Here is an 18,909-nt window from a genome sequence, read left to right as displayed (position 1 = left end):
TATTTAGCAGTCCAGTTTTAGACTGTCAAAAGGACTTGGATGAGTTTGAATGGGATGCTACGGTTTTTACTGACAGGTGTTAAAAAAGCTATATCGGAAATTATCAAAATGATCATCTCAAAAAGGGTTATATTGAACCTAAATCAGGCGTATGAAGGCCTAAATAGCGATGATAGCTTTCAGGTGGTGGGTCAATATCTGCTGCATGTAAGCGATGATGCCCACGGATGGCGGTAGGAGCAAAGCCAAAACGTTTGCGGAAACGTTCAGCAAAACGTGATGCACTTTCGTAACCCACCTGGCTGGCGATTAATGAAATTGGCCAATCAGTACCTTGCAATAAACGCAATGCACTGGTCATGCGAACATCAATCATCAAATCACGTAATAATATTTTTTCGGCGGCTAACTTACGCCGTAATACAACTTCACTCATCGCCATATGATCTGCCACCTCTGATGCTGACCATATTTTGTGCGGGTCAACCGCCAGGCAACGGCGCACTCGCTCACTTAACGAGTCACTTTCATTTAATATGAATTTAACGCCACGCTGAGCCAACCAAAGCAACAATTCAAGCATACGGTGCCTGACGATAGTCGGTGGAATATCACCGGTATCAGATATTGCTTTAAATGTATTGCTAAAAGTATTAATGAATTCAGGTGCCAAATTACGCACGGGCATAACGCCGGTAACATACCCAAGACCAGCCGATGCTGGATGACTGGCAAAGGTTGCAATCAAGCGAGGATCACAGCGAAGTTGGTGGCTAAAAAATAGCCCGTCGTCAGATAAACCATTAATTACATCAACTGTTTGGCCACTGCTCACCGCAACTATTTCACCGGCTTGAATAATACATTCCTGATTATCCCAGCGAATGATCTTGTGTCCACGATTAACCATAATGAGCAAGGGGTGCTCAATATAGACTGAGGTGAGTAGTAGCTCTGTGTGTTGAATAACATGTGCCGAGCTACCCACACCGGGGCAAAAATTAATTGTACGTTCCATCGATATTCATTTCACAATTTTAGCCTGAGAATATCTTTACGCTTTGAGTGGCAGAGTAGCAACTCATTTTAATAGAAAATTTACAGTAACTGGCTATTTTAGCGAAAAAGATTAATGGTGAGAATAATAGCCAGCTCGATATGAGTGATTGTTACTGTCAATATAATCCCATGTTAAAAACAATGACAATAAAAATTAATTGGCATGTTAATAATTGCAGTGACATGTAATTGCTTTACAACAAAAGGTGTAATCGTTTTCGGCAACTGGCCGCTACTGTGTTTCACCCAGCAGCAATGCATGATCAGGGAATTGACCATAAGTATTATTAACAGCTTGCTGCCGGGTTGATTGCCCGACTAATTCACTGAGTGCATCCAGGCGTAACTGTAATAGACGTTTAATTTCTATTTCATTTTCCAATATAGCTCTCAATTTCTCACGTAACAGCTCTTGCAACACCTGAGATGAGCATGAGGATATAGTGACATTTGCCGTGCTTTCTACCGCTTTAAGGTAAGTCATTTCGAGATCAACCAGCGCATCCCAATTCCCCTCAATGGCTAATGCAAGCATTTGCTCACTGAGTGTCAGGATTTGTTGATATTCGGACAAAAGGTGCTGGTGACGTTCCATTAAATGGGGTCCTAATCAGGTTGATAATTGGGGCCGATCTGCCGCCAGGCGTCTGCAATATTTTCGAGCAAAGCAGACACTTCATTAATTGCCTGTTCGTCATTATGCAAATTGGCATGCAGCAAGCGCCGCGACATATAGTCATATAAAGCTGACAAATTCTGTGCCAGCTCACCGCCTTTTTCCATATCCAGTCCTGCACTCAGCCCATTATCAATAATATTAATGGCTTTTGACAACGCAGCACCTTTGGCCGGAATATCTCCCTGACTCATCAAGATGCGAGCACGAACCAGGGCGCTTTGCGCCCCGTCGAAGAGCATCACGATCAATTGATGAGGGCTGGCACTCATTACACCACTTTCGATCCCTACGGTTGCGTAAGCTTGAACCCCTGATCGGCTGTACATGCTCTATCCTTTTGAAGAGAATTGTTGAGTTAAGAAATTGCCGGTATTGGTTAATGAACTCACCAATTTGTCCAACTGGGTAAATTGTGCCTTATAGCGTTCAATAGTAGCATTAATGCTATCAGTGGTTGAGGTAACCTGTTTTTCTAATGATTTTAAGGTCTTGTTGATACCATCAGTGGCTGTTTTTAATGAGCCTTTGGTGGAATCTAATGCAGTATTTAGCAGGTTATCCATCTGGGTGGCGAAACCGGTGGTTTTACCGTCACCGACAAAAAATGTGGTTACACTATTAGGTTGGTCAGTCAACGCCTTATCAAGCTTTTTGGAGTCGATGACTAATTTTCCAGAAAGATCTTGAGTAATACCCATGGCAGCCAGAGTTTTTACATCTCCTCCCTGCGCTGAGGCCAATTGACTTTTTAGCTGTGTCTGAATACTACGCAAGGTCCCATCGCCAACTAACGCGCCATTACTGGTTGATTGATCCTTACCCGGTTCAACCGCAGTATATTTGGTTAAAGAAGCAAACGTGGTTTGTAATGAATTATAAGCATCGACAAATGATTGAATCGCCGCTTTGGTTGCGGAAGAGTCACGCGTAATTGTCAGTTGCTCAGGTTCATCTTTTTTGGTTAAGGCTTTCAGGCTGAGTGTAACGCCTTGCGGTGCATCAGTAATGGTATTGCTTTGGCGGGTAATGGATACGCCATTTACTGTTAGTGTTGCATCTTCAGCTTTTACTTTTTGCGTTAAAGCGCCACTACCACCGGTAGTGCTTGGTGTGTAGTTCAAAAAGTTGTTTAAGGTATCATCACCAGAAACACTGACTGTCATTTCTGACTTAGTCCCTGTTTCCTTGGAGGTTAATGCGAGGTAGTAAGTATCATCATCCGCTTTCATGATACTGGCGCTGACACTACCTTCTTGTTTATTAATCGCATCACGAATACCGGTCAACGAGGTCTGCTCACTGGTCAGTTTTACTTCCAGTGGTTTTGTTTGACCGGGTTGAGTGATAGTAATTGTCCGGCTGTCGTTACTATTACCCAGTTTATCTGTGGCATTCGGCACATCAGAAGAGAGTAATGATTGCGCTTTAGCCAGATTAGTCACTTCAACCGTATAATTTCCTGCTGTAGCACCACTACTGGTAGTGGCAGCGAAAGCGGTATTGGTGCTGTTAACAGATGTCGAGGCTAGGGTATCGGCTTTTTTTAGTGCTGCAGATGCCGTTTCGACTTTAGCCAGGGCACTTTGTAATACACCATAGGCAGTAAGCTTGCCTTTATAACTGGTCTGCTGGTTGGTTAGCGGAGTTAAGCGGGTTTGTTCCCCGGCACTTAATTTATCCAGTAAAGTGCCTAGCTCTAAATTTGAACCGATACCCAGAGAACTGATACTTGCCATGTCTAATCCTTAATATTCAAGTGTCGTTACAGGGTTATCGGCCAGAGAATTGAAAAGTTTACACATAAAATGGAATTTATGATGGCTGGAATAACGGGGGATAACAGGGCGCTATTTGCCCTATTGAATAGAGTGATAATTAAAGAAGAGAGAAAAAATAATTTTACCTAAATTTAAAATTATTTCACAGAATGGCTAAAGGTTCCTTAAAGAGCGCCGATACAAGTTGTGACGGTGATGAAGCCGTGGGCAGTAAGCCCAAACCATAACCCAACAGCATTTAAGGAATAACATTATGGCGGTAATTAACACTAACATTCTGTCTCTGACGACTCAGAACAACATGAACAAATCCCAGTCAGCTTTAGGTTCCGCCATTGAGCGTTTGTCCTCTGGTCAACGTATCAACAGTGCGAAAGACGATGCTGCGGGTCAGGCAATCGCTAACCGTTTCACTTCTAACATCAAAGGTCTGACTCAGGCTTCCCGTAACGCAAACGACGGTATCTCTCTGGCACAAACCACTGAAGGTGCGTTGGGCGAAATCAACAACAACTTGCAACGTGTGCGTGAGTTGAGTGTTCAGGCTGCTACCGGTTCTAACTCATCTTCTGACCTGAAATCAATCCAGGACGAAATTAAACAACGTCTGGACGAAATCGACCGTGTATCTGACCAAACTCAGTTCAACGGCGTGAAAGTTCTGGCTGGCAACAGTAGCATGAAAGTTCAGGTTGGCGCTAACGATGGCGAAACTATCAGCATCAATCTGGAAAAAATCGACTCAAAAAGTTTGGGTCTGCAAGGCTTCAACGTTGATGGTGCAAAACAAGCCTCTGTTGATGATCTGACTTCTCAGTTCAAAGCTACTGGTAGCACGAACTACAATGTTGGTAGTCCTGCTGTTGCTTATAAAGTGGATATTAACTCAGGTGCAGTGACTGATGGCTTGGGCGGCGTAGCGCAGTATATTGATGCGGGTACCGGTCTATTCTCCGGCACTGCGACTACGAATAACAGCCCAACTGCCTACACAACTACAGCAACCGCTGGTGCAGAAGCGACTTCTATCGCTGCTGCGTCTGTTGGTAAAGCAATAGGTGATAAATTCACTGCTCAAGGCATGGAATTTACTGTTAAGACTGCGGCTACCGCAAATGGTAACGGTGTTTTCAGTGCTACAGTTGATGGTAAAAGTGTTGATTTCACAACTTCAGCCAGTACTGCACCTGACGGCACCGCTGCTGAAGTGAAAACTTCTAGCGCTGTATTCACCTCTGTTGTTGGTGGTGGTTTAACCACAAAAGCTACTGAAGCCAACCGTGCTGCAACCTTAGCTGATCTGGATTTAAAAGGTGCTACCAAAACTGGCAGTACTTTGACTGTTAACGGTACTGCATACACCGCTAACGCCAAAGGTGATGAAATCACCCTCGGTGGCAAAGTAATGTACATGTCACGTACTGCTAACGGCAACACCACCCTGATCAATGAAGATGCTGCTGCATCTCAGAAATCAACTGATAACCAACTGGCGACTGTTGATAAAGCGCTGGCACAAGTTGATGCGCTGCGTAGTGGCCTGGGTGCGGTACAAAACCGTTTTGACTCAGCTATCACCAACTTGGGTAACACCATTAATAACCTGACTTCAGCTCGTAGCCGTATCCAGGATGCTGATTACTCTACTGAAGTTTCTAACATGAGCCGTGCTCAAATCCTGCAACAAGCAGGGACTTCAGTATTGGCACAAGCAAACCAAGTACCACAAACTGTGCTGTCTCTGCTGCGTTAATTCGCCAGAAAGACCACATTATGTCAACCCCGCTGCGGCGGGGTTTTTATATTACTCACTGGAAATAGAAAAGAGCGCTCTTTCCAGTGGGAATAAGTTTAAACCAGGCGCTAATGGCTTATTTTTAACGGTTTTCATCTCTATTTATCGCTCTATTTTTTCAATGACTGCAATAGGTTAACAGTAAAACTAATGGGCATAAGCCAAATAGCCGCCCTTTTATAGGCCTATTCAAGCGATTGTCTGGCTGACCTGACAGGATAATGGTACGACTCTCTTACCCTTAGGTGCCTGTCTAGTGAGCGATCTGTATACCGCCGAAGGCGTGATGGACAAAAATTCCCTCTGGCAACGCTATGTTCCTTTGGTTCGCCATGAGGCACTGCGTTTGCAGGTTCGCCTGCCGGCCAGCGTGGAGTTGGATGATTTGTTGCAGGCCGGAGGTATTGGTCTGCTGAATGCTGTCGAGCGTTATGACGCTTTGCAAGGGACTGCGTTTACCACTTATGCGGTACAGCGTATACGGGGTGCCATGCTAGATGAACTGCGTAGCCGAGATTGGGCTCCACGCAGTGTGCGGCGTAATGCACGTGAAGTTGCCAGTGCCATGCAAAAGGTTGAACAACGGGTGGGGCGCCCTGCAACTGAGCAGGAAGTCGCGCAAATTCTTGATATTGATTTGGCGGAATACCGCCAGATTTTGTTGGATACCAACAATAGCCAGCTTTTCTCCTATGACGAATGGCGGGAAGAGCATGGTGAAAGTGTCGAACCCTTGCTGGAAGGGCATGAGGATGCCAATCCATTGCAACATTTGTTGGAAGGAAATCTGCGTCAACGCGTGATTGAAGCGATCGAGGCATTGCCGGAGCGTGAAAAGATGGTGCTGACGTTGTATTACCAGGAAGAGCTGAACCTGAAAGAAATCGGAGCCGTGCTTGAAGTCGGGGAATCCCGTGTCAGTCAGCTTCATAGCCAGGCGATAAAACGCTTACGCGCCCGCTTGAATAACGACTCTTAATTCACTTCCGCTCACTGATATCACCGTTTCTATTTTATTAATGTAGGTCTTCTTATGCCAGGACTTCAGTTAAAAAAACGGCCACTGAGCCGTTATTTAAAAGATTATAAGCACGGCCAAACCCATTGTTCACATTGTCATAAAGAACTTGACCGTATGGCGTTGGTTTTCCGTGGACAAATCATTAATAAAGAAGCTATCTCCGGTATGGATCAGCCCATTGACGATCAAGTCTGGTCAAAGCTTCAGCATGAGTTGACCGCATTATGTCGTTTTTGCAGCGAAATATATTGTAATAGCACCCCAGGTTATTTTGATATTATGGCGTTCAAGCAGTATTTATTTGAACAAACTGAGATGAGCCATAGTACAGTGCGCGAATATGTTGTGCGCTTACGTCGCCTGGATGAAATGTTGGTTGCCACTAATTATCCGGCAGAAAAGTTTGCTAGTGAAACTATGCATCAGCGCATTATTGATGAATTGCCTAATGCGGCGCATAACAATTATCGTATTGCTTTGCGTAAATATGATCAGTATTTGGAATGGCAAAAGAATTACTGAGACTTGCGGGGCATTCAGGTAGTTGAGAAAACTCTGTATTTTTATTAACGACACCTTGTGTGCAATGCAAAACCCTCCAGTCATTATTTTACGCCCGGCAAGGTTCCCCGTGCCGGGTTAATACCCTTCACTCTGTACGCTGTAGGAGGGTTAGCAACCCTTGCTCACGTAAGTGACTTTCTGAGTTAAGCATTATCAATGCTGCCTTCTGCCGCTCGCAATCGATGAGTATCGTCTATTTATCCCGCATCTTACGTTATTCCCCTGTGTTATCGTCAACGACATCTATAATAAAAATAAGTGATTATTCGTGTTACATCTGATAAATCTATATTTCCCCTTGGTGCTTGTAGCCGTAGGGTGGCTAGTTACGTTGACTTATCCGAATCATTCGTTTGCTACCTACCAGTACGCCAAGTTCTTTGGGCAACAGTTGACTTATTAATTCCCCAGGGGGAAACGTGACGTTTCAACACAAACTGGCGCAATTTCCGCGTCTGGATCTGGTCGGTAACGCGACGCCATTGGAAAAACTATCTCGACTCTCCGATTATCTGGGGCGCGAAATTTATATCAAGCGTGATGATGTAACACCTCTGGCATTAGGGGGGAACAAATTACGTAAGTTAGAGTTTTTGGCCGCAGATGCGTTGAGTCAGGGGGCGGATACACTGGTTACCGCAGGCGCTATTCAGTCTAATCACGTTCGCCAAACGGCGGCAGTCGCGGCGAAATTAGGGCTGCGCTGTGTCGCATTGCTTGAGAATCCAATTGGCACGACTCAGGAAAATTATCTGACCAACGGCAATCGGTTGCTGTTGGATTTATTTAACGTTGATGTGGTGATGTGCGACGGGTTACATGACCCGAACCAACAACTAGCAGAGTTGGCAACTCGTCTGGAGGCTCAGGGCTTTCGGCCATACGTGGTGCCAGTTGGCGGTTCTAATGCCTTAGGCGCTTTGGGTTACGTGCAATGTGCATTAGAAATTGCGGCTCAGTCGGCCGGGAATGTTGCCTTTAGCTCGGTGGTTGTGGCATCGGGCAGTGCAGGTACCCATGCAGGTTTGGCGGTAGGGTTACAACAGTTATTGCCGGATACGAAACTGATTGGGGTAACGGTATCGCGTAAAGCGGCTGAGCAACGCCCTAAAGTGGCGCATATTCAGCAAGAGTTAGCTGTGTCTCTGGGGATTACAGGAGAGCAGGCAGAAATTATCTTGTGGGATGATTATTTCGCCCCGCAGTATGGCATGCCGAACGAAGAAGGGCTGGCGGCTATTGGGTTGCTGGCAAGGCTTGAGGGTATATTGCTCGATCCGGTGTATACCGGTAAAGCGATGGCAGGCTTACTTGATGGTATTGAGCAGAATAAGTTTGTTGATGATGGTCCAATTCTGTTTATCCACACCGGTGGTGCGCCAGCATTGTTTGCTTACCATCCACGGGTGTAACCTTTGGTTATGGCTTATTCCGTTTATAGCTATCGTTATTAGTTTATATTCCTTTATTCCATTAACAGCACTGATAAAGTGTTGAATATCAAAAAATAAACATGACAGTCGGGGTATTTATGGGTTTTTCAATGGTTCGTCGCCGGGTAGTTCTGGGCATGGTGGCAGTCGCACTGGCAACAGGCTTGAATGTGAAGTCTTATGCTGCAGGCGATTTGCTGAGTCAGGTCAAGGATCGAGGAACCCTGATTGTTGGGCTGGAGGGCACTTATCCGCCATTCAGTTTCCAAGGTGAAGATGGAAAACTCACTGGGTTTGAAGTGGATTTTGCCAATGCATTGGCAGAACACATGGGCGTTAAGGCCAAAATCACCCCGACTAAATGGGATGGCATGTTGGCTTCATTGGAATCCAAGCGTATTGATGTGGCGATTAACCAAGTCACCATTTCTGAAGAACGTAAGAAAAAATATGATTTCTCAACGCCTTATACCATCTCTGGCATTCAGGTATTGACTAAAAAAGGCAATGAAGGCAACTTCACCAAGCCTGAAGATTTGGAAGGCAAAAAAGTCGGTGTTGGTTTGGGCAGCAACTATGAGCAGTGGTTACGTGACAACCTGAAAGGTGTTGATATTCGTACCTATGATGATGACCCAACTAAATATCAGGATCTGCGTGTAGGCCGTACTGATGCCATTTTGGTTGACCGTTTAGCTGCATTGGATCTGGTGAAGAAAACCGGCGGTACTCTTGCTGTTGCTGGCTCGGCGTTCGCTCGTCAAGAGTCCGGTGTGGCATTGCGTAAAAACAACCCTGAGTTGTTAGCGGCAATCAATCAGGCAATCACTGAGATGCAAAAAGATGGCACGTTGGCCAAAATCTCTGAGAAATATTTTGGTGCGGACGTAACTAAATAATGCAAGAAAGTATTCAATTGGTGCTGGATTCAGCACCATTTTTATTGAAAGGTGCCTGGTTTACCCTCCAGCTCAGTCTGGGGGGGATGTTTTTTGGTCTGGCATTAGGTTTTATGTTGGCCATGATGCGGTTATCTCGTTTCTTGCCGTTATCACTCCTTTCTCGTTTCTATGTCTCCATTTTCCGTGGCACCCCATTAATTGCCCAACTGTTTATGATCTATTATGGTCTGCCACAGTTCGGCATTGAACTGGATCCTATGCCTGCTGCATTGATCGGCTTGTCACTTAATACTGCCGCTTATACATCAGAGACATTGCGTGCCGCTATTTCGTCAATTGAAAAAGGGCAGTGGGAAGCCGCCGCCAGTATCGGTATGACGCGTTGGCAGACTCTTTATCGGGTGATATTACCGCAAGCCGGGCGCACCGCATTACCCCCGCTAGGTAACAGTTTTATCGGTCTGGTCAAAGATACCTCTTTGGCGGCAACGATCCAGGTTCCTGAACTTTTCCGGCAGGCACAATTGGTCACTTCCCGTACATTGGAAGTTTTCACTATGTATCTGGCGGCTTCGTTGATTTATTGGATTATGGCGACGTTATTGTCAGCATTACAAAATCGGCTGGAAGCCCATGTTAATCGTCAGGATCAGGAGTAGCCATGAGTGCCATAGACATTAAACAACTGACTAAACAGTTTAAAGGTCAGCAGGTGCTGCACGGTATCTCACTTGAAGTAAATAGCGGTGAAGTGGTGGCGATCATCGGGCCGAGTGGCTCAGGTAAAACGACTTTATTGCGCAGTATTAATCTGCTGGAGGTCCCTGATTCAGGGATTATTCGTGTTGGTGATATTGAGATTGATGGCAGCATACCTATCAGCAAGCAGCAACGTCAGGTGCGAGCGCTGCGCCAACAAGTCGGGTTTGTGTTTCAGAGCTTCAATTTGTTTCCACACCGTTCGGTGCTGGAGAATATTATTGAAGGGCCGGTTATTGTTAAAGGCGAAAAACGAGCTTCTGCGGAGAAACGCGCTCGTGAACTGCTGGCAAAAGTAGGGCTAAGTGGCAAGGAAGATGCTTATCCACGCCGTTTATCCGGTGGTCAGCAACAGCGGGTTGCCATAGCACGAGCATTGGCCATGCAACCACAGGTTATTCTGTTTGATGAGCCGACGTCAGCGTTGGACCCTGAACTGGTGGGGGAGGTTCTCAACACTATCCGCGCACTGGCTGAGGAAAAACGCACCATGGTTATTGTGACGCATGAAATGAGCTTTGCCAGAGATGTGGCTGATAGGGCGATTTTTATGGACCATGGGCGGATTGTTGAACAAGGCCCAGCGAAAGAGTTGTTCGCCCACCCGCAACATGAGCGTACTCGGTTATTCCTTGATAAGTTTCTGAATAATCACTGAGCAGTTTTCTTGCGACGTTATAACCAAACCTATTGAAGTATGGGGGCATTTTGCCCCCAATTTTATCAAGCAATGCTACAAAAAAGCCTCCAACTTAAGGCGGAGCGCGGTGGCTTTAACCTCTTTCATCTGCCCATGGCCCGGTAATACTTTTTGTTCAACCGTGACTAAACCGGCCTTTTCCAAAATGGCTACATCACGAGTAACAGCACTGCGATCCCTTTTTAAACGTGTTGAAAGGGAGGTGATTGAGCCGGGGTACATTTTTACCGCCCGCAGTAGGACAATACGCGCAGCACTTAATGTCCTAACCATCTCTAAGGGATCTTCAAAAGTAATCGTGTGTTCTTCTGGCAAGGCTTTCCCCGCATCCGCCAAGGCTGCAAGTTGCTTGCCTCGTTTGAAAAAATCACCTTCCGTTGCTGTTTTGATGACAAGTTTGTCCATTAACTTCTCCTTAGTGAAGTCCAATCCTTCTGAAAGCAATCCTCTATCTGTTCAAAACTGACAAAATCAACTGTTTCAATACCGCCTAAGTAATGGCGATGGTGAAAACCATGCGCGTTGTCATAACCCACTACGCGGCCATTATCACCCTGTGATAAATGGTGATTGATATAGGCTAAATTATAGCGGGTGATAGTACCAACCCGGTTAGCCCATATTTCACGGCGTAATTGACCATTACCCCGTCGCTTAGCAATTTGATGAGTCTCATCGACAATTTTTTATCAGACATGAATATTATTATCACTCCTGAGGGGTTTGTACATAGAATCTTCACTAAGAAGAAAGCTAGGGACGTAGGCAGTCCAGTAATTTCTCAGGATTAATAATGGGTTAATTAGAGGGAAACACTCAAGAGAACGATAGGCAATGTGCGAGAGGCTGCCAGAAGAAAATAGTTTCATACCCATTTTACATCAGGGAATGCGGCACATATCGAATACTATCCCGCCAGTTGCTACCCAAGTCTATGTAAAGAATAAGGCCCCGAAGGACCTTATTGGTGAGCCGTGATTCAGTATTACATATGCGAAAAGGCGTGTGCTTATTAAGCTAGCCGATAGTCATCAGGCTGGCATTTCCTCCCGCTGCGGCGGTATTGACACTCAATGAGTGTTCAATTAGCAGGCGTTCCAGCAGTATATTTGTTTCACCACGGGCGAAGCCCTGTACCGAGACAATTGGCCCCTCAATTTGAGCTATCTGCTCACACAAGGTGCGCAATTGATCCGCATCACCGTGATAGATAACAGCATCAAACGTTACGTTGGCGGTTTGCCAGTCATGGGTAAGGGTAATTCGGGATTGCACTACCGCAGGTAATTGGCGTAACAGATCCTTTTGTATCCCCTGTTCTGGCCATAAGATCTCGCAGCCAATTGCCAGGACGGCTGCCAATTGTATTAGAGCATCAGCGTCATTATCCGCCAGACAAAGAACACGTTCACGTGGTAGTAGGGTATAACTGTTGCGTTCACCGGTTGGCCCTGGCAACAATTGGATGGTCCCACTTTGTGCCAGTTCACCATAGCGCTGCGCCAAGGGTACTAATTCACCGTATTGTTGTTTGTCAGCCCATTGTATTAGGGCGCGATAGGCTATTTGTAATGCTTCGCGACCCGCCATATTCTGTGGTTGCTCAATATTTTGATGTGCCAGCGTATTAAGAACAGCATCTTCTGGGCGGCTGCACAACAGGCGATACAGATACAGTGGACCACCGGCTTTAGGGCCGGTTCCTGACAACCCTTCACCACCAAAAGGTTGTACGCCAACCACCGCCCCGACCATATTGCGGTTAACGTAGAGGTTGCCTACTTTCGCTTTTTCAGTGACTTGAGCGATAGTTTCATCAATACGGGTGTGAATGCCCAAGGTTAATCCATAGCCAGATGCGTTGATTTGATCGACTAAGGAACTCAGGTCCTGACGTTGGAAACGCACGACATGCAGTACCGGCCCAAAGATCTCTTTTTTCAACTCATCAAAGCTATCCAGTTCTATTAATGTTGGCTTAATAAAGGTACCGCGTTGCCACTCTGTCTCGTCCTGACTGTTGGTGCGGGCAGCCTGGTAAACTTTACGCCCTTTGGCGCGCATGGCCTGAATATGGCGCTCAATCCCGGCTTTCGCCTCGGCATCAATCACCGGCCCGATATCCGTAGACAGGCGTTCTGGATTACCCATCCGGCACTCTGCCATCGCGCCGCGTAACATTTGCAATGTGTGTTCAGCAACATCCTCCTGAATACACAGAATACGCAAAGCCGAGCAACGTTGACCCGCGCTGTCAAAGGCTGAAGCGACGACATCGGTCACCACTTGTTCCGTCAATGCAGAGGAATCAACAATCATGGCATTGAGACCGCCGGTTTCGGCAATCAATGGTGTTGGGCGGCCTTGGGGGTCAAGACGGCCAGCAATACTGCGCTGCAAAATGGCGGCGACTTCGGTTGAACCGGTAAACATCACGCCGCGCACACGGTTATCATTGACCAGCGTCGCCCCGACACTGTCGCCTCGCCCAGGTAATAGTTGCAGCACGCCTTGAGGAATGCCGGCCTCTAGCAGGATACGTACAGCCTGAGCGGCTATCAGTGGCGTTTGTTCTGCCGGTTTTGCCAATACACTGTTACCGGCAGCTAATGCTGCGGCAATCTGGCCGGTAAATATTGCCAACGGGAAGTTCCACGGGCTGATACAAACCACAGGGCCAAGAGGGCGGTGGCTATCATTGGAGAAATCGTTTCGTACTATCCCAGCATAATAGTGCAGGAAATCAACAGCTTCACGTACTTCCGCAATGGCATTACTGAAGGTTTTACCCGCCTCTCGTACCAGTATCCCCATCAATGTTTGCATCTGACTTTCCATCAGTTCAGCGGCGCGAACTAAAATAGCCGCACGTTCGGCTGGTGGCGTTGCAAACCAGATAGCCCCGGCGCTGCCAGCTACATCCAGTGCACGATTGACTTCAACCTCCGTTGTTTCACGAACGTAGCCGACGATATCAGTAGGTTCTGCCGGGTTGATAACCGTTTGTTCGGTTAGGTTATCAACCACTATACCGCTATCACGCTCTGCACCAATGATGGGTTCTGCACGCCATATCTGGCTGGCACTGGTGAGTAGGGCGCTGGAGAGTGACGCCAGACGATGTTCGTTCGCTAAATCTAACCCGCTGGAATTAGCGCGAGCCTGACCGTATAACTCGCGTGGTAACGGGATCCGTGGATGAGGTAAACCGAGTTGTCCTTCACTTGCGGCGATGGCTTCAACCGCACTAACGGGATCTGCGACCAGCTCATCCAGTGGCAACGTGGCATCGGCAATGCGGTTTACAAACGACGTGTTGGCCCCATTCTCCAGCAGGCGGCGTACCAGATACGCCAGTAAGGTTTCGTGGGTACCTACCGGAGCATAGATGCGGCATGGGCGATTAAGCTTGCCATCGGCAACTTTTCCGACAACCTGTTCATACAGCGGTTCCCCCATGCCATGCAGGCATTGGAACTCATACTGGCCGGGGTAATAATTTTGCCCGGCAAGATGGTAGATGGCAGATAAGGTATGTGCGTTATGAGTGGCAAATTGTGGGTAAATCAGATTGGGTACGGCCAGTAATTTGCGTGCGCAAGCCAGATAAGAAACATCGGTATATACCTTACGGGTATAAACCGGATAACCTTCCAATCCATCAACTTGAGCGCGTTTAATTTCGCTGTCCCAGTATGCGCCTTTGACTAAGCGAATCATCAGCCGGCGGCGGCTGCGCTGGGCCATATCTATCACAGCATCAATAGTGGCGGGGCAACGTTTTTGGTATGCCTGAATGACAAAGCCGATACCGTTCCAACCCGCCAATTTGGGTTCGAAACAGAGTTTTTCCAGCAGATCGAGGGAGATTTCCAGACGATCGGCTTCTTCTGCATCAATGTTAATACCGATGTCATACTGCCGCGCTTGTAAGGTCAGCGATAATAGCCGTGGATACAACTCATCCATTACCCGTTCATATTGGGCACGGCTATAGCGAGGGTGCAGGGCAGATAGCTTAATTGAGATGCCCGGCCCTTCATAGATACCTCGGCCATTTGAGGCTTTGCCAATAGCATGGATTGCTTGCTGATAAGAGAGCAGATAAGCCTGAGCATCAACCTCTGTCAGTGCCGCTTCACCCAGCATATCGTAAGAGTAACGGAACCCTTTATCTTCCAGTTTGTTCGCGTTCGCCAATGCTTCGGCAATGGTTTCACCGGTCACAAATTGCTCGCCCATCAGGCGCATAGCCATATCCACACCTTTGCGGATTAATGGCTCACCACCTTTACCAATAATACGATTTAATGAACCGGAGAGCTTCGCCTCATTATGAGTAGAAACCAGATGGCCGGTAAAGAGCAGCCCCCAGGTCGCCGCATTAACAAACATCGATGGGCTGCGCCCCAGATGAGAGTGCCAGTTACCGTTGCTAATTTTATCGCGGATCAGTGCATCACGAGTGGGTTTGTCAGGAATACGCAGCAGCGCTTCTGCGAGGCACATCAATGCCACGCCTTCCTGTGAAGAGAGAGAGAACTCTTGCAGTAAACCTTGCACGATACCCGCGCGGCCATTGGCACTTTTCTGATTACGTAACTTCTCGGCAATGGAATAGGCCAGTTTGTGTGTTTCTTGTGCTAAATCTGCCGGTAAACGAGCCTGTTCCAATAACATCGGAATGGCTTCAGTTTCTGGGCGGCGATAGGCCGCAGTGATGGCCGCTCGAATAACGGACTGCGGCAACACTTGCTCCGCAAAATCTAAAAATGGTTGGTGGGCGCTTTCAGTGACTTGCGGCATAATATCGTCCGCTTCTGCGATAGGGGTCACATGCGTTGTTGGCAGCTCGGGTAGCACACTGCCATTTTCCAGTCTTTCCAAATAGTTAAAAATGGCCTGCTTAATCAGCCAGTGTGGTGTGCGGTCGATACGCTGTGCTGCGCCCTTGATACGGTCGCGTGTTGCTTCATCGAGTTTCACGCCCATTGTGGTGCTACCCATGCTGTCCGGCTCCTTTTAATAAGGGTGATTATGATTTGATTCCTGACAATATCAGGCATGTTGCAACTTTGTGCAACTGTGTTAAATCAGGGCGTGAATGAAGTGTGAATTGCGTCTTGTTTTTAACAATTAAGGGGAGTGACGGATTATTCGGATATTATGTTTGATAGAGGCTAATGCTAACAATAGTAGGGAAGATGAGGCATTAACCTTAGGTGTAACTCATTTTTCAATGGAAGGTGTAACTTCCAGCATAGCTTAATGTGATGTGGCGTGAATTTTTTGTAAAAAATTTGTTTAATTTGTTGTGGGTGAGGAAACTCCTCCACTAGGATAGCAACCGCGAGATAGCCGCTCACCAGCGAATAGTTGCGCTGGTAGTTTATCTGAGGTTCTACATTCATCTCTGGTGCCACTCAGTGTCACGTTCCGACGATCCAGAGTGAATACATGACACCGCACTGAGCGGAAAGAACTCAAAATAGCGGGATATATTAAAACGATAATACGCACTATGGAGACGTTGCATGACCATGAATACACCAATGCTGGTGACTTTTTTAGTTTACATTTTTGGGATGATATTTATTGGCCTCATGGCCTACCGGGCCACCAATAACTTTGATGATTATATTCTGGGCGGGCGGAGTTTAGGCAGTGTTGTGACTGCATTATCTGCTGGTGCTTCTGATATGAGTGGTTGGTTATTAATGGGGCTACCAGGGGCCATTTTCCTATCAGGTATTTCCGAGAGTTGGATAGCCATTGGTTTAACGATTGGTGCTTATCTTAACTGGAAGTTGGTTGCAGGTCGTTTGCGGGTCCATACCGAAGCCAATGATAATGCTCTGACATTACCGGATTATTTCACTAGCCGTTTTGAAGATAAGAGTAAATTACTGCGAGTGATATCAGCCGTAGTTATTTTAGTCTTCTTTACTATTTATTGTGCTTCAGGGATCGTTGCCGGTGCGCGTTTATTCGAAAGCACGTTTGATATGAGCTACGGCACTGCATTGTGGGCAGGTGCTGCCGCAACCATCGCTTATACCTTTATTGGCGGCTTCCTCGCGGTAAGCTGGACGGATACTGTGCAAGCGACGCTGATGATTTTTGCTCTGATCCTGACCCCGATTATCGTTATTCTGGCCGTGGGCGGTATCGACACTTCCGTGATGATCATTGCCGCGAAAAATCCCGCGAATATCGATATGTTTAAAGGGCTGAATCTGGTTGCTATCCTCTCTCTGCTTGGTTGGGGATTGGGTTATTTTGGTCAGCCACATATTCTGGCGCGTTTTATGGCCGCAGACTCTCACCGTACCATTCGTAGCGCCCGCCGTATCAGCATGACCTGGATGATCCTCTGTCTGGCGGGGACCATTGCAGTCGGCTTCTTTGGTATTGCTTACTTTGAAAACCATCCTGAGCAAGCAGGGAACGTGAGCCAGAATGGTGAGCGTGTCTTCATCGAACTGGCTAAATTACTGTTCAACCCATGGATTGCTGGTATTTTACTGTCCGCCATTCTTGCGGCAGTGATGAGTACCTTAAGCTGCCAGTTGCTGGTGTGTTCTAGTGCGTTGACCGAAGATCTGTACAAAGCATTCTTGCGTAAAAAGGCCAGCCAGAAAGAGTTAGTATGGGTAGGTCGTGCCATGGTGTTATTGGTGGCATTGATAGCTATCGCACTGGCAGCGAACCCTGATAACCGGGTTCTTGGTTTGGTTAGCTATGCATGGGCAGGTTTTGGTGCTGCATTTGGTCCAGTCGTTCTTATCTCGGTGATATGGCCGCGAATGACTCGTAATGGTGCGCTGGTGGGGATGTTGATCGGCGCGATTACAGTTATCGTCTGGAAGCAATATGCCTGGTTAGGCTTGTATGAAATTATCCCTGGTTTCTTATTTGCGAGTATCGCCATTGTGGTGGTGAGCTTGCTGGGGCGTGAGCCAACTAACACCATTACAGAACGTTTCCATAATGCCGAAGCGGAGTTTAAAACCGTTTAATAGCCTGCACGGGTTGTTATTAATCGTTTTTACGTTTGCTTAATATCGCCTCCTGTTACACAGGAGGCTTTTTTTTGCTGGAAATTTCACCTGATACCGCTAAACCGGCGAAGAGAACGGTGTGATGTAAAAATTCATATCCTAATGAATTTACTCGTTATTTAACTTGACGGAAACAACTTGCCACAGTTTGCTTAACAATATTCTTATTCAGCTACTTGAATTTCTTTTTTCCAGAATGATAATCACTATCGTTCTTAGTTTTACTTTTCTTTACGTAAATTGACGCTACTTATAATTACACCTTTATACCCATATCCAGCGCAGGGGTGCTTAGTATGTTTGTCCCATTTCTTATTATGTTTCGTGAAGGGCTGGAAGCCGCGCTGATTGTTAGTTTGATCGCCAGTTATCTTAAACGTACTCAACGCGGTCACTGGATGGGGGCGGTGTGGATTGGCGTGATAACAGCGGCAGCGCTGTGCCTGGCTATCGGCATCTTTATTAATGAAACCACCGGTGAGTTTCCGCAGAAACAGCAAGAGCTGTTTGAAGGCATTATCGCGGTGGTCGCAGTTTGCATTTTAACTTATATGGTGTTCTGGATGCGCAAGGTATCCAAATCAGTCAAAGTCCATTTGGAAGGGGCAATTGATCATGCACTTAATTCAGGCCGTAGTCAGGGCTGGGCATTAGTGGCGATGGTCTTTTTTGCTGTCGCCCGAGAAGGGCTTGAATCCGTGTTCTTCTTACTGGCGGCTTTCCAGCAAGATGTTGGGATTGGTGCACCTATTGGCGCAATACTTGGCCTGGCCTGCGCTATTTTGGTGGGCATGGCGATCTACTGGGGTGGCGTTAAGTTGCATCTGGCTAAATTCTTCAAATGGACCAGCCTATTCATTCTGTTTGTCGCCGCGGGCTTGGCCGCCGGAGCCATTAGAGCTTTCCATGAAGCCGGTCTGTGGAATCATTTTCAGGATATCGCATTCGATTTGACTAATGTGCTCTCCACTCACTCATTACTTGGCACCTTCCTTGAAGGCATGTTTGGCTATCAGGAGGCTCCGACAGTCAGTGAAGTCGCAGCCTATTTTATCTACCTGCTTCCGGCGCTGATCCTATTTTTCCTTCCACCACGCACCACTGCAGCCACAACTGCCTCTGTTGCGCGGAAAACTAACCAATAATTCAGGGATTTTC

The 18,909-nt window shown here is 46.9% G+C and carries 16 protein-coding genes; 9 read left to right on the top strand and 7 right to left on the bottom strand.

Annotated features, from left to right (window positions below; translation table 11 throughout):
* Window positions 1-127: 127 nt before the first annotated feature.
* The 4 genes from EL015_RS12545 to fliD all read right to left on the bottom strand — a co-directional run bounded on the left by EL015_RS12545 (window position 128) and on the right by fliD (window position 3,474).
* Window positions 128-1,018 (bottom strand): helix-turn-helix transcriptional regulator, encoded by an 891-nt coding sequence (locus tag EL015_RS12545; RefSeq protein ID WP_005189381.1) that lies wholly within the window; start codon window positions 1,016-1,018, stop codon window positions 128-130.
* A gap of 273 nt (window positions 1,019-1,291) precedes the next feature.
* The gene (gene fliT / locus EL015_RS12540; RefSeq protein ID WP_005189383.1) at window positions 1,292-1,654 is read right to left on the bottom strand and encodes a flagella biosynthesis regulatory protein FliT; all 363 of its coding nucleotides are present in this window, start codon (window positions 1,652-1,654) and stop codon (window positions 1,292-1,294) included.
* Between the two features lie 11 nt (window positions 1,655-1,665).
* Window positions 1,666-2,064, bottom strand: coding sequence for a flagellar export chaperone FliS (fliS, locus tag EL015_RS12535; RefSeq protein ID WP_032907161.1), 399 nt, complete (start codon window positions 2,062-2,064; stop codon window positions 1,666-1,668).
* A gap of 3 nt (window positions 2,065-2,067) precedes the next feature.
* The gene (gene fliD / locus EL015_RS12530; protein WP_005189388.1) at window positions 2,068-3,474 is read right to left on the bottom strand and encodes a flagellar filament capping protein FliD; all 1,407 of its coding nucleotides are present in this window, start codon (window positions 3,472-3,474) and stop codon (window positions 2,068-2,070) included.
* A 292-nt stretch (window positions 3,475-3,766) separates the two neighbouring features.
* On the opposite strand from fliD, the gene EL015_RS12525 reads away from it, so the two are divergent.
* The 7 genes from EL015_RS12525 to tcyN all read left to right on the top strand — a co-directional run bounded on the left by EL015_RS12525 (window position 3,767) and on the right by tcyN (window position 10,648).
* A complete protein-coding gene (locus tag EL015_RS12525; RefSeq protein WP_086018955.1) occupies window positions 3,767-5,269 on the top strand; it encodes a flagellin N-terminal helical domain-containing protein in 1,503 nt (500 codons plus the stop codon).
* A 298-nt stretch (window positions 5,270-5,567) separates the two neighbouring features.
* On the top strand, window positions 5,568-6,290 hold the full coding sequence (locus EL015_RS12520) for an RNA polymerase sigma factor FliA (protein ID WP_005189394.1): 723 nt from the start codon (window positions 5,568-5,570) through the stop codon (window positions 6,288-6,290).
* Window positions 6,291-6,344: 54 nt separating this feature from the next.
* Window positions 6,345-6,854 carry a flagella biosynthesis regulatory protein FliZ gene (fliZ, locus tag EL015_RS12515; protein ID WP_005189397.1) on the top strand — a complete coding sequence of 170 codons (510 nt, stop codon included), beginning with the start codon at window positions 6,345-6,347 and terminating at the stop codon, window positions 6,852-6,854.
* Between the two features lie 461 nt (window positions 6,855-7,315).
* Window positions 7,316-8,308, top strand: coding sequence for a D-cysteine desulfhydrase (locus EL015_RS12510; protein ID WP_005189399.1), 993 nt, complete (start codon window positions 7,316-7,318; stop codon window positions 8,306-8,308).
* Between the two features lie 119 nt (window positions 8,309-8,427).
* Window positions 8,428-9,228 carry a cystine ABC transporter substrate-binding protein gene (gene tcyJ, locus EL015_RS12505; protein WP_053011583.1) on the top strand — a complete coding sequence of 267 codons (801 nt, stop codon included), beginning with the start codon at window positions 8,428-8,430 and terminating at the stop codon, window positions 9,226-9,228.
* Window positions 9,228-9,890 (top strand): cystine ABC transporter permease, encoded by a 663-nt coding sequence (gene tcyL / locus EL015_RS12500; RefSeq protein WP_005160319.1) that lies wholly within the window; start codon window positions 9,228-9,230, stop codon window positions 9,888-9,890. The genes tcyJ and tcyL overlap by 1 nt, the downstream gene beginning before the upstream one ends.
* 2 nt (window positions 9,891-9,892) lie before the next feature.
* The gene (tcyN, locus tag EL015_RS12495; RefSeq protein ID WP_005189402.1) at window positions 9,893-10,648 is read left to right on the top strand and encodes an L-cystine ABC transporter ATP-binding protein TcyN; all 756 of its coding nucleotides are present in this window, start codon (window positions 9,893-9,895) and stop codon (window positions 10,646-10,648) included.
* A 75-nt stretch (window positions 10,649-10,723) separates the two neighbouring features.
* Here tcyN and EL015_RS12490 read toward each other — a convergent pair whose 3' ends face one another.
* The 3 genes from EL015_RS12490 to putA all read right to left on the bottom strand — a co-directional run bounded on the left by EL015_RS12490 (window position 10,724) and on the right by putA (window position 15,697).
* A complete protein-coding gene (locus EL015_RS12490; RefSeq protein ID WP_005189404.1) occupies window positions 10,724-11,095 on the bottom strand; it encodes an HVO_A0114 family putative DNA-binding protein in 372 nt (123 codons plus the stop codon).
* A complete protein-coding gene (locus EL015_RS12485) occupies window positions 11,095-11,373 on the bottom strand; it encodes a toxin-antitoxin system TumE family protein (RefSeq protein WP_071843543.1) in 279 nt (92 codons plus the stop codon). Before EL015_RS12485 ends, EL015_RS12490 begins: the two co-directional genes overlap by 1 nt.
* Before the next feature lie 334 nt (window positions 11,374-11,707).
* A complete protein-coding gene (gene putA, locus EL015_RS12480) occupies window positions 11,708-15,697 on the bottom strand; it encodes a trifunctional transcriptional regulator/proline dehydrogenase/L-glutamate gamma-semialdehyde dehydrogenase (RefSeq protein WP_005189410.1) in 3,990 nt (1,329 codons plus the stop codon).
* 527 nt (window positions 15,698-16,224) lie between these two features.
* On the opposite strand from putA, the gene putP reads away from it, so the two are divergent.
* Window positions 16,225-17,709, top strand: coding sequence for a sodium/proline symporter PutP (gene putP / locus EL015_RS12475; RefSeq protein WP_005189413.1), 1,485 nt, complete (start codon window positions 16,225-16,227; stop codon window positions 17,707-17,709).
* 338 nt (window positions 17,710-18,047) lie between these two features.
* Complete coding sequence (gene efeU, locus EL015_RS12470) at window positions 18,048-18,896, top strand: iron uptake transporter permease EfeU (RefSeq protein WP_032907163.1); 849 nt, start codon at window positions 18,048-18,050, stop codon at window positions 18,894-18,896.
* Window positions 18,897-18,909 lie beyond the last annotated feature (13 nt).

Source organism: Yersinia intermedia, from assembly GCF_900635455.1.
GTDB classification, from domain to species: domain Bacteria; phylum Pseudomonadota; class Gammaproteobacteria; order Enterobacterales; family Enterobacteriaceae; genus Yersinia; species Yersinia intermedia.
This window is presented reverse-complemented; position numbering and strand designations above follow the sequence as displayed.

What these genes read in the sequence shown, in the direction of transcription:
- fliZ (WP_005189397.1), top strand. Translation starts at nt 6,345, where the DNA reads ATGCCAGGACTTCAGTTAAAAAAACGGCCACTGAGCCGTTATTTAAAA.
- fliS (WP_032907161.1), bottom strand. Translation starts at nt 2,064, where the DNA reads ATGTACAGCCGATCAGGGGTTCAAGCTTACGCAACCGTAGGGATCGAA.
- efeU (WP_032907163.1), top strand. Translation starts at nt 18,048, where the DNA reads ATGTTTGTCCCATTTCTTATTATGTTTCGTGAAGGGCTGGAAGCCGCG.
- tcyL (WP_005160319.1), top strand. Translation starts at nt 9,228, where the DNA reads ATGCAAGAAAGTATTCAATTGGTGCTGGATTCAGCACCATTTTTATTG.
- fliD (WP_005189388.1), bottom strand. Translation starts at nt 3,474, where the DNA reads ATGGCAAGTATCAGTTCTCTGGGTATCGGTTCAAATTTAGAGCTAGGC.
- EL015_RS12545 (WP_005189381.1), bottom strand. Translation starts at nt 1,018, where the DNA reads ATGGAACGTACAATTAATTTTTGCCCCGGTGTGGGTAGCTCGGCACAT.
- putP (WP_005189413.1), top strand. Translation starts at nt 16,225, where the DNA reads ATGACCATGAATACACCAATGCTGGTGACTTTTTTAGTTTACATTTTT.
- tcyN (WP_005189402.1), top strand. Translation starts at nt 9,893, where the DNA reads ATGAGTGCCATAGACATTAAACAACTGACTAAACAGTTTAAAGGTCAG.
- putA (WP_005189410.1), bottom strand. Translation starts at nt 15,697, where the DNA reads ATGGGTAGCACCACAATGGGCGTGAAACTCGATGAAGCAACACGCGAC.
- fliT (WP_005189383.1), bottom strand. Translation starts at nt 1,654, where the DNA reads ATGGAACGTCACCAGCACCTTTTGTCCGAATATCAACAAATCCTGACA.
- EL015_RS12490 (WP_005189404.1), bottom strand. Translation starts at nt 11,095, where the DNA reads ATGGACAAACTTGTCATCAAAACAGCAACGGAAGGTGATTTTTTCAAA.
- tcyJ (WP_053011583.1), top strand. Translation starts at nt 8,428, where the DNA reads ATGGGTTTTTCAATGGTTCGTCGCCGGGTAGTTCTGGGCATGGTGGCA.